At 60.4% G+C, this 8425-nt stretch carries 11 protein-coding genes and 2 pseudogenes; 11 read left to right on the top strand and 2 right to left on the bottom strand.

Features of this window, described 5'->3' with window-relative positions; translation table 11 throughout:
- The 5 genes and pseudogenes from K4G67_RS16390 to K4G67_RS16370 all read left to right on the top strand — a co-directional run.
- Positions 1-255: pseudogene (locus K4G67_RS16390) on the top strand (hypothetical protein); the annotation flags it as partial.
- A gap of 65 nt (positions 256-320) precedes the next feature.
- Positions 321-764, top strand: a complete 444-nt coding sequence (locus tag K4G67_RS16385; protein WP_239807338.1) for an SRPBCC family protein — start codon at positions 321-323, stop codon at positions 762-764.
- 45 nt (positions 765-809) lie between these two features.
- Positions 810-1241: an SRPBCC family protein gene (locus tag K4G67_RS16380; RefSeq protein ID WP_239807337.1), complete on the top strand. Its 432-nt coding sequence runs from the start codon at positions 810-812 to the stop codon at positions 1239-1241.
- The gene (locus K4G67_RS16375; RefSeq protein WP_239807336.1) at positions 1238-1972 is read left to right on the top strand and encodes a DUF899 family protein; all 735 of its coding nucleotides are present in this window, start codon (positions 1238-1240) and stop codon (positions 1970-1972) included. The genes K4G67_RS16380 and K4G67_RS16375 overlap by 4 nt, the downstream gene beginning before the upstream one ends.
- Positions 1973-1980: 8 nt before the next feature.
- Positions 1981-2634, top strand: coding sequence for a glutathione S-transferase family protein (locus tag K4G67_RS16370; RefSeq protein ID WP_239807335.1), 654 nt, complete (start codon positions 1981-1983; stop codon positions 2632-2634).
- A 381-nt stretch (positions 2635-3015) separates the two neighbouring features.
- On the opposite strand, the pseudogene K4G67_RS16365 reads toward K4G67_RS16370, so the two are convergent.
- Positions 3016-3327: pseudogene (locus K4G67_RS16365) on the bottom strand (nucleotide-binding protein); the annotation flags it as partial.
- A gap of 121 nt (positions 3328-3448) precedes the next feature.
- A complete protein-coding gene (locus K4G67_RS16360) occupies positions 3449-3901 on the bottom strand; it encodes an RrF2 family transcriptional regulator (RefSeq protein WP_239807334.1) in 453 nt (150 codons plus the stop codon).
- 88 nt (positions 3902-3989) lie between these two features.
- Between K4G67_RS16360 and K4G67_RS16355 the strand changes: the two genes are divergently transcribed.
- The 6 genes from K4G67_RS16355 (at position 3990) to K4G67_RS16330 (ending at position 8411) form a co-directional block, all read left to right on the top strand.
- On the top strand, positions 3990-4397 hold the full coding sequence (locus K4G67_RS16355) for a group III truncated hemoglobin (RefSeq protein ID WP_239807333.1): 408 nt from the start codon (positions 3990-3992) through the stop codon (positions 4395-4397).
- Positions 4398-4399: 2 nt separating this feature from the next.
- Positions 4400-4678 (top strand): TehB family protein, encoded by a 279-nt coding sequence (locus K4G67_RS16350; protein WP_239807332.1) that lies wholly within the window; start codon positions 4400-4402, stop codon positions 4676-4678.
- Positions 4679-4723: 45 nt separating this feature from the next.
- Positions 4724-5935, top strand: coding sequence for an NO-inducible flavohemoprotein (gene hmpA, locus K4G67_RS16345; protein WP_239807331.1), 1212 nt, complete (start codon positions 4724-4726; stop codon positions 5933-5935).
- A gap of 11 nt (positions 5936-5946) precedes the next feature.
- Positions 5947-6411 (top strand): hypothetical protein, encoded by a 465-nt coding sequence (locus K4G67_RS16340; RefSeq protein ID WP_239807330.1) that lies wholly within the window; start codon positions 5947-5949, stop codon positions 6409-6411.
- A 105-nt stretch (positions 6412-6516) separates the two neighbouring features.
- Positions 6517-7185: an HPP family protein gene (locus tag K4G67_RS16335; protein ID WP_239807329.1), complete on the top strand. Its 669-nt coding sequence runs from the start codon at positions 6517-6519 to the stop codon at positions 7183-7185.
- 158 nt (positions 7186-7343) lie between these two features.
- A complete protein-coding gene (locus tag K4G67_RS16330) occupies positions 7344-8411 on the top strand; it encodes an NAD(P)H-dependent flavin oxidoreductase (protein WP_239807328.1) in 1068 nt (355 codons plus the stop codon).
- Positions 8412-8425: the final 14 nt, after the last annotated feature.

Raw genomic sequence — 8425 nt, 5'->3', positions numbered from 1 at the left:
CCGCCTAAACATCAATTCCCAGACGAGGCCCAAGCTCCGCTAATTTACGCAGCTAGGTGTGCCAAATGTTCTGACGACGGACACGGATTGCTTGGCGGTGCCATGGCAACACAGATACGCGCGGAGAGTCCGCTCTTCAGCCACATCCTGTTCGGTCTGTATCTCGGGCTCTTCATGTGGGGCGGACTGTGGCTGCGCAGCCCACAGCTCAGGGCCTTGTTTCCCTTTGCACAAGTGGCGGCGGAAAAAAGTTAGACCCGATGTCGGGACGCCGGGGATCCATTCGTCCTCGGGACACCAGTATTCAAGAGGAGAGCAAAATGCCGAATACAATTCGCCTGCACCGCGTCATCGCGGCCAAGCCGGAAAAGGTCTTCCGGGCTTTCATCGAACCGGACGCGGTCGCCAGCTGGCTTCCGCCCTACGGCTTCATCTGCACGGTCCACGAGTTGGAGGCCAAGGTCGGCGGAACGTACAAAATGTCCTTTCGCAACTTTACCACCGGCCACAGCCACAGCTTTGGCGGCGAATATATCGAATTCCTCCCCGGCGAACGCCTGGTCTATACCGACAGCTTCGACGATCCGAATATGCCTGGTGAAATGCGCACGACCGTCACCTTCAGGGCTGTTTCGATGGGCACGGAAATGACTGTCGAACAGGAAGGCGTGCCAGACATGATCCCGCCCGAGGCCTGCTATCTCGGTTGGCAGGAATGCCTGGACAAACTGATCCGGCTCGTAACGCCCGAAATCGAGCAATAGCGCCGAACTGCATCTTTCATCCTCATTTCCGAAGGAGCCAATCATATGACCAGCCAAAAGATCACGGTAGAAACGACCGTAAACGCACCGGTCGAACGGGTATGGCAGGCCTATACCAGTCCCGAGGACATCAAGCAGTGGAACGCGGCGTCCGACGACTGGCACACACCGACTGCAACAGTCGATCTGCGCGAAGGCGGGATCTTTTCCTCCCGCATGGAGGCCAAGGACGGCAGCATGGGTTTCGACTTTGCCGGAACCTACACGAAGATCGAGACGCACAAGCTGATCGAATATGAATTCGGCGGTCGCCACGCCAAGGTCGAATTTGCGCCCGGTTCCGAGGGTGCGCGCGTTAGTGTGACGTTCGAAGCGGAAGGAGAAAATTCGATCGAGATGCAGCGCGATGGATGGCAGTCGATCCTCCACAACTTCAAGCGCCATGTCGAGGCGCGGCAAAGGGAGACCATCGAATGACCGACGAATTCCCCCACATGTCCTTCCCAAACGAGAGTCAGGAATATCGCGAGGCACGCAACGCGCTGCTCGATGCGGAGATCGCGCTACGACGGCAGGCTGAATCCGTTGCAAGAATCCGTCGTGAGCTGCCACCCGGTGGAACGATCCCGGAGGATTTTGTCTTCGAACGGATCGGCGCCCATCAACGGCCGGAACAAGTGCATTTGTCGGAATTGTTTGGCGATTTCCCGACCCTGCTGATCTACAGCTACATGTTCGGGCCTGAACGTGACGTTCCCTGTTCTGGCTGCACGCACCTGCTCGACTGTATCGACGGCGCGGCGCGCCATGTGCCACAGCGCGCGCCGTTCTATGTGGTGGCCGCCTCCCCGATCGCCCGGCTTGCCGCCTGGGCGCATGAGAGGGGATGGACGCATCTTCAGCTGCTCTCCACGGCTGGCAATGACTATAACGCGCATTACTATGGCAACACCGCTGCGCTGACACAGGACATGCGCGCCGCGCGCGGTTACAAGCCCAACGAGAACTGGGACGAGCCGATGCTCAATGTCTTCCGGAAGGAAGGCGATACGATCCGGCACTTCTGGGGCAGCGAACTGGTGTTCGCGCCCGACGATCCGGGGCAGGATCATCGCGGCCTCGATTGTGCTGATCCGGTCTGGGGCCTGCTCGATACGACGCCGGAAGGGCGAGGAGACTGGTTCCCGAGTGTCGACTACGGAAAATGAGGCGTCCCATGACACCCACCATAACCGCCTTTGCCAACTCCCCCGATCGCGGGCAGGGTCTCGCACGTGACATGCGGATCCGCTGGGCGCTTGAAGAGGTCGGCCAGGCTTATGAAGTTCGCCTGCTCTCGTTCGCCGAGATGAAAGAACCCGCGCATTTGACGCTGCATCCGTTCGGACAGATTCCGACCTATGAGGAAGGCGATCTCGCGCTGTTCGAGACGGGGGCGATCACCTTTCATATCGCGGAGCGCCATGCTGGTCTGCTGCCGCGCGATGCTGAGGGGCGGGCACGCGCGATCGCCTGGATGTTCGCCGCGCTCAACACGGTGGAGCCGCCGATTGTCGAACGCGAAGCCGCCTCGTACATGGAGCGCGACAAGCCGTGGCACGAGCATCGGCTGCCGATCATGGAAGATCGCATCCGCACGCGGCTCGACCAACTTTCCGCGCGGCTCGGCGAAGCGAAATGGCTCAATGGGGCATTCAGCACCGGCGATCTGATGATGGTATCGGTGTTGCTCCGGCTGAAGGCATCGTCGGATATGTTGGCCGAATTTCCGAACCTGTCGGCCTATGTTGCTCGCGGAGAAGCGCGGCCGGCATACAAGCGCGCGTTCGCGGCGCAGCTGGAAGTGTTCGAGGCTTCGTCGGAAGGCTGACGGAAACCCTTTGGGAGACGCGCGATGCTCAGGACCACGCTTGCACTGTCCGCATTCTATCTCGCTGCTGTTGGGATCGGACTGACATTCTTCCCGCTGGCTTTCGGGGTCGGTGCTGTTCCGCCAGATGCTTCGCTGGAACTCATTTCACTGCTCCGTCTGCTAGGCGGGCCGTTTTTCGGAATCGCGGCGCTCAACTGGCTGTCGCGCGGGCAGGAGCCTTCCGCGCTGAGCAACGTCCTGATTGCCAATCTGATCGGATTCGGGGCGGTGGCCATCAACGATATGTGGGGTGTGGCAACCGGAGAAACGCGGGAAATCGCGAAAATCTTTCTGATCATCCATCTCCTGTTCACGATGGCGTTTAGCCTGCTTATCCGAAAAGCCCGTCGAGCGCCGAGTGCCGCACAGTAAGGGATGATCCATGACGAGCTGCGAAGTCCGATCCGCCTGCGGTTTCAGCAGCACAGGGTTCATGTCGGTATGCAACTCGACGCGGGCGGCCACTACCTGGAGAGCCAGCGCGCGACCGATCTCGCCACCATCGACCGTGACGGCAGTGTTGTTCGACATGTTCTGCGGGTTGAACGGCAGGACATTAAGCCCGCGATTGACGGGCGCGCGGCATGGTCCGGCGACAAGCACCGACTTGCCGACATCCGATCCGGTTCCCTGCAGCATTACAGCACCCATGCCATCGCTCCCGCAATCATCCATAGAAACACCCACGCATGCATAAGCATCGTGTGCCTCTCACGGCTGCCTCCGACCATCAGAGAAGGAGCAGATTTTCTTGACCGGCTTCGCCTGGCCCTCAGTTTGCAGGGCCAGCCATCCGTGGATGGTCGGTCGTGGAATTGAGCAGATGCCCAAAATCTCCGCGCCTTGCCAGCACATCGGCGAGCGAATAGCCGTCGAGGATGGTGAGGAAGCCCCGCAGCGCCTCGTCCAGCACGCTGGTCAGGCCGCAGGCGGGCGCGATCAGGCATGAGCCACATTCGACGAGATCGAAATCGTCCTCGGTGTGACGGATCAGTGCGCCGACATTGATTTCTTCTGCGGAACGCGCAAGCCGGATACCACCATTGCGCCCGCGCACGCTTTCCAGATAGCCGGCGTTTACCAGGTCGTTGACGATCTTCATTAGATGGTTTTGCGAGATGGCATAGGCTTGTGCGATCTCGGCGATCGAGCATAGCCGGTCGGGTTGCCGACCCAGATAGAGCAGCACACGCATCGCATAATCGGTGTAGCGCGTGAGGCGCATCGTCTCATCTCCAAAAGATGTATAATTGTTGGATGTTTTATTGCATCAGTATAGATGCATTATTGATACATGATTTGGAGTCGTGGCAATGGCCGGATTGAAACTGGACGATGCGGGATTGGAAGCGTTGGTGCAGGCCTTCTATGCCCGGGTACGGGCGGATGCCGAACTCGGCCCCATCTTCAATGATGCGATCGATGACTGGCCGTCTCATCTGGAAAAGCTAACCGCCTTCTGGTCCTCGGTCATGCTCACCAGCGGGCGCTACAAGGGGCAGCCTGTTCCCGCGCATGTGAAGCACAAGGACAGGATCACGCCCGAGCTGTTCGACCGCTGGCTCGGCCTGTGGGAGCAGACCACCAATGAGATGATGGAGCCGGACGCGGCTCTTGCCCTCCAGGCCAAGGCTGCCCGCATCGCGGAAAGCCTGCAGCTCGCCATGTTCTTTCGTTTGGATCACCGGCCCCACGCTAGTGACAGCCGCAAGGTCGCATGACGATGACCGACATTCGCCCTTATCGGTCCACGCCGGTTTTCGACCAGGACACGCTTCCCGCCGCCCTGCGCGCCCGCCACGATACTAAAGCAGGAGTGTGGGGCCTGGTCCGTGTCATCGAAGGTGAACTCAGGCTCACCTATCTGGATCCGCCTTCGGAAGTCGTACTGACGCCCGGCACCCCCGGCCTGATCCTTCCGCAACAGCCGCATTTCGTGACGCCGCTCGGCCCAATGAAAATGCAGGTCGATTTCTACGATCAGCCGCCGCCTGACGGCTGATCCGCGCATTTTCTTTCCACTTCCCATTCATCACAGGAGATTTCGATGTCGCAGCCTCTCAGCGATCACACCATTGCGCTCGTCAAGGCGACCGTTCCGGCCCTCGAAGCCCACGGCCTCGACATTGTGCACGAGATGTATTCGCGCATGTTCCAGAACCCGGAAATCCGCGACCTGTTCAACCAGTCGCATCATGGCGATGCCGGCTCGCAGCCGCGCGCGCTGACCGGTGCCATTCTGGCCTATGCCAGCAATATCGACAATCTCGGCGCACTGGCGCCTGCGGTCGAGCGGATTGCGCAGAAGCATGTCGGCTTGCAGATTCTGCCCGATCACTATCCCTATGTCGGCGAAGCCCTGCTCGGTGCGATCAAGGCCGTGCTGGGTGATGCCGCGACAGATGAGATTCTGGAAGCCTGGGGCGAAGCCTACTGGTTCCTCGCCAATATCCTCATCGCCCGCGAAGGCCGCATCTACACCGAACAGAAGGAAACAACCGGAGGCTGGAACGGTTGGCGTGACTTCCGGGTGGAAGAGGTAACGCGCGAAAGCAGCGTCATCAGTTCCTTCGTCCTGCGCCCCGCCGATGGTGGACCGGTGATGGACCACAAGCCGGGGCAATATCTGACCTTCTGGATCGAGATTCCGGGCCATCCTCCGGTCAAGCGCAACTATTCCATCTCGTCGGCACCAAACGGTGAGAGCTACCGCATTTCGGTCAAACGCGAACCACAGGGGCTCGCGTCGGGATGGCTGCATGACGAGGTGAAGGCCGGAACCATCCTGAAAGTGGCCGCGCCTGCCGGCGAGTTCTTCCTCGGTGAACATGCCAAAAGGCCGGTCGTGCTACTGTCCGGCGGCGTCGGCCTCACGCCACTGGTCGCGATGCTGGAGGCACTGGTCAAAGCCGAGGCTGATGTGCCGGTTCACTATGTCCATGGCACCCATAATCGCGACACCCATGCGATGCGCGATCATATTCGCGACCTTGCGGCAAAAGGCAGAGCGGTTCAGGTGACCGACTTCCATCAAACCCCGCTTGTCGGCGAAGTGGAAGGCCGCGACTATGACAAAGCCGGCATCATCACGGACGAGTGGCTTGCCGCCAATACGCCTGTCGCAGAGGCGGATTATTATATCTGCGGACCGCGGCCGTTTTTGCGCCACGCCGTCTCCACCCTGTCGCTCGCGGGCGTCCCGTCTGACCGCATCCATTACGAATTCTTCGGCCCTGCCGACGAACTGCTCGCCGCCTGAAGGAGAGGCAGATGGACGACATCATCATAGCACGCGCCATACACATTCTTTCGGTCCTCTTCTGGATCGGAGGCGTAGCGTTCGTCACGCTTGTGGTGATGCCGTCCATTCGCGGCTCAACCGCCCCGGATGACAGGCTTGCCGCATTCCACCGGATCGAGGGGCGCTTTGCGCCGCAAGCCCGGGTCTGGGTTCTGCTCGCCGGTGCCAGCGGCTTCTGGATGATCCATCGCGCGCAAATGTGGGATCGGTTTGCCTATCCGCAGTTCTGGTGGATGCATGCGATGATCGGGTTGTGGGCGATCTTCTTCGCCATGCTGTTCCTGGTCGAGCCGCTGTTTCTCCACCGGCGCATGCAGAATTCGTCCGACCCTGCAAAGGACTTCAGGCGCATGGAGCGGCTGCACCGCATTCTTCTCCTGATCGCGGTGGTTACGGTGCTTGGCGCTGTCGCGGGCAGCCACGCCCTGTTCTGAGCCTCGAAACGGATCGAACCGCGCCCTGCAGGCGCCTTTCACAATCCCAATTAGCATTGGTCTCGCCCCTCGGGGTGGGAGCGATAGAATCTGGACCATTCATACGTGAAGTTTTTCAAGCCCATTCTGGCGGGCGCGCACCGCAAAGATCGAATTCTTGCCTGCATCGGCGCGGTACTCGGTATCATAGTGACTGTGATGGTCTGCGCGAGCATTCCGCACGAGATCGCGGATCTCCCGATCATCGTTGCGCCGCTTGGCGCTTCGGCTGTTCTGGTCTTCGCCGTGCCTTCCAGTCCTCTGGCGCAGCCATGGCCTGTCATTGGAGGCAACATCATCTCCACGCTGATTGGCGTCGCCGTCTTTCAGGCAATTCCCCACCTGACGATCGCCGCCGGTGTAGCGGTGGGAGCGGCGATATTGGCGATGTCGATGCTGCGCTGCCTTCATCCGCCCGGCGGAGCGGCCGCGCTGACCGCCGTGATCGGAAGTCAGAACATTCACATTGCCGGCTATGCGTTCGCCTTCGTGCCCATAGGCCTGAATTCGATCACTCTGGTCCTAGCGGCGATGCTGTTTCAGCGGATGTCCGGCCACAGCTACCCACACCGGGTCGTCACGCCAATCACATTGCCCAGCACTGGCGTACAGTTGCAGGATATCGATGCCGCTCTCGACGACATGCATGAGAGCTTCGACATTGCAAGGGAAGACCTCGAAGCTCTGTTTTCGCGTGCCGAGCATCACGCAGCCCAACGGCAGGCTTCGGCCTGACTTCGGATGATCGCACGCGGAGTTCGATGTTGCAGACATCGCTGACCTGTTGGTCGCCGACACCCTGCGTCAATACACGACGTTGGCTCGTGTGAAGACGCTAGCATCGCCTTTTCGCTTCCGTTCGAAATTACCGGATACCCTGCTAAGGAGGAAAAATGTCGCTGCTGGAAGAGCTTGGAGTTCGGCTCCCAATCATACAGGCGCCTATGGCGGGCGTGTCCACCCCGGAATTGGCCGCTGCCGTCAGCAATGCGGGTGCTCTGGGCTCGATCGGCGTTGCCGCGACCGATGCTGCCGGCGCACGGGCGATGATCGCCGGCGTGCGTGCGCTGTGTACCCGGCCGTTCAACGTCAACGTCTTCGTCCATCAGCCAATGCAGCAAAATGTCGCCCGCGAACAGGCATGGCTCTCGGCGATGAGGCCACTGTTCGACAAATTCGGTGCGCAACCCCCAACAGCGCTTCGTCCGATTTATAAGAGCTTCATCGAAGACCACGACATGCTGGAAGTGCTGATCGATGCCGCGCCAGCCGTTGTCAGCTTTCACTTTGGCCTGCCCAATGCCGCACGGATCAGTGCGCTTAAAAACGCCGGGTGTGCGTTGCTTGCGACCGCCACAAACCTCGACGAGGCGCTTGCTGCAAAAGCGGCAGGAATCGACGCAGTTGTGGCTCAAGGATGGGAAGCTGGCGGCCATCGTGGCGTCTTCGATCCGGACGCACCTGACGGTTGCCTTGGCACAATACCGCTAACCCGCTTGCTGGTAGAGCGATGTGGCTTGCCGGTTATCGCGGCCGGGGGAATCATGGACGGTCGGGGCATCCGCGCCGCGCTTGATCTTGGCGCCATCGCGGCCCAGTTGGGTACTGCCTTTGTCGCCTGTCCGGAAAGTAATGCCGATGCTGCTTATCGCGAGGCGCTCGCCGGCCGTGGTGCGACGAGCACGGTCATGACCTCCGCAATTTCCGGGCGACCTGCACGGGGGCTGCCCAACCTCTTTACGCAATGGGGCGACATCGTCGCCCTGCCGCATCCCGGCTATCCTATGACCTATGACGCGGGCAAGGCGCTGATCGCGGCGGCCAAGGCGGCAGGCGAGACCGGCTACGCCGCCCAATGGGCAGGACAAGGCGCTCCGCTGTCTCGTAGCATGCGAGCCGCTGAACTCGTCGCGCTTCTGGAAGCAGAATTGCATTCGGCAACAATTGGCCGGAGCGAATAAGTATGCCGCAATTT

Origin of the sequence: Croceicoccus hydrothermalis (genome assembly GCF_022378335.1) — a bacterium.
GTDB lineage: Bacteria > Pseudomonadota > Alphaproteobacteria > Sphingomonadales > Sphingomonadaceae > Croceicoccus > Croceicoccus hydrothermalis.
This window is presented reverse-complemented; position numbering and strand designations above follow the sequence as displayed.

Coding starts and splice junctions, on each gene's coding strand:
- K4G67_RS16385 (WP_239807338.1), top strand. CDS start 321: ATGCCGAATACAATTCGCCTGCACCGCGTCATCGCGGCCAAGCCGGAA.
- K4G67_RS16380 (WP_239807337.1), top strand. CDS start 810: ATGACCAGCCAAAAGATCACGGTAGAAACGACCGTAAACGCACCGGTC.
- K4G67_RS16375 (WP_239807336.1), top strand. CDS start 1,238: ATGACCGACGAATTCCCCCACATGTCCTTCCCAAACGAGAGTCAGGAA.
- K4G67_RS16370 (WP_239807335.1), top strand. CDS start 1,981: ATGACACCCACCATAACCGCCTTTGCCAACTCCCCCGATCGCGGGCAG.
- K4G67_RS16360 (WP_239807334.1), bottom strand. CDS start 3,901: ATGCGCCTCACGCGCTACACCGATTATGCGATGCGTGTGCTGCTCTAT.
- K4G67_RS16355 (WP_239807333.1), top strand. CDS start 3,990: ATGGCCGGATTGAAACTGGACGATGCGGGATTGGAAGCGTTGGTGCAG.
- K4G67_RS16350 (WP_239807332.1), top strand. CDS start 4,400: ATGACCGACATTCGCCCTTATCGGTCCACGCCGGTTTTCGACCAGGAC.
- hmpA (WP_239807331.1), top strand. CDS start 4,724: ATGTCGCAGCCTCTCAGCGATCACACCATTGCGCTCGTCAAGGCGACC.
- K4G67_RS16340 (WP_239807330.1), top strand. CDS start 5,947: ATGGACGACATCATCATAGCACGCGCCATACACATTCTTTCGGTCCTC.
- K4G67_RS16330 (WP_239807328.1), top strand. CDS start 7,344: ATGTCGCTGCTGGAAGAGCTTGGAGTTCGGCTCCCAATCATACAGGCG.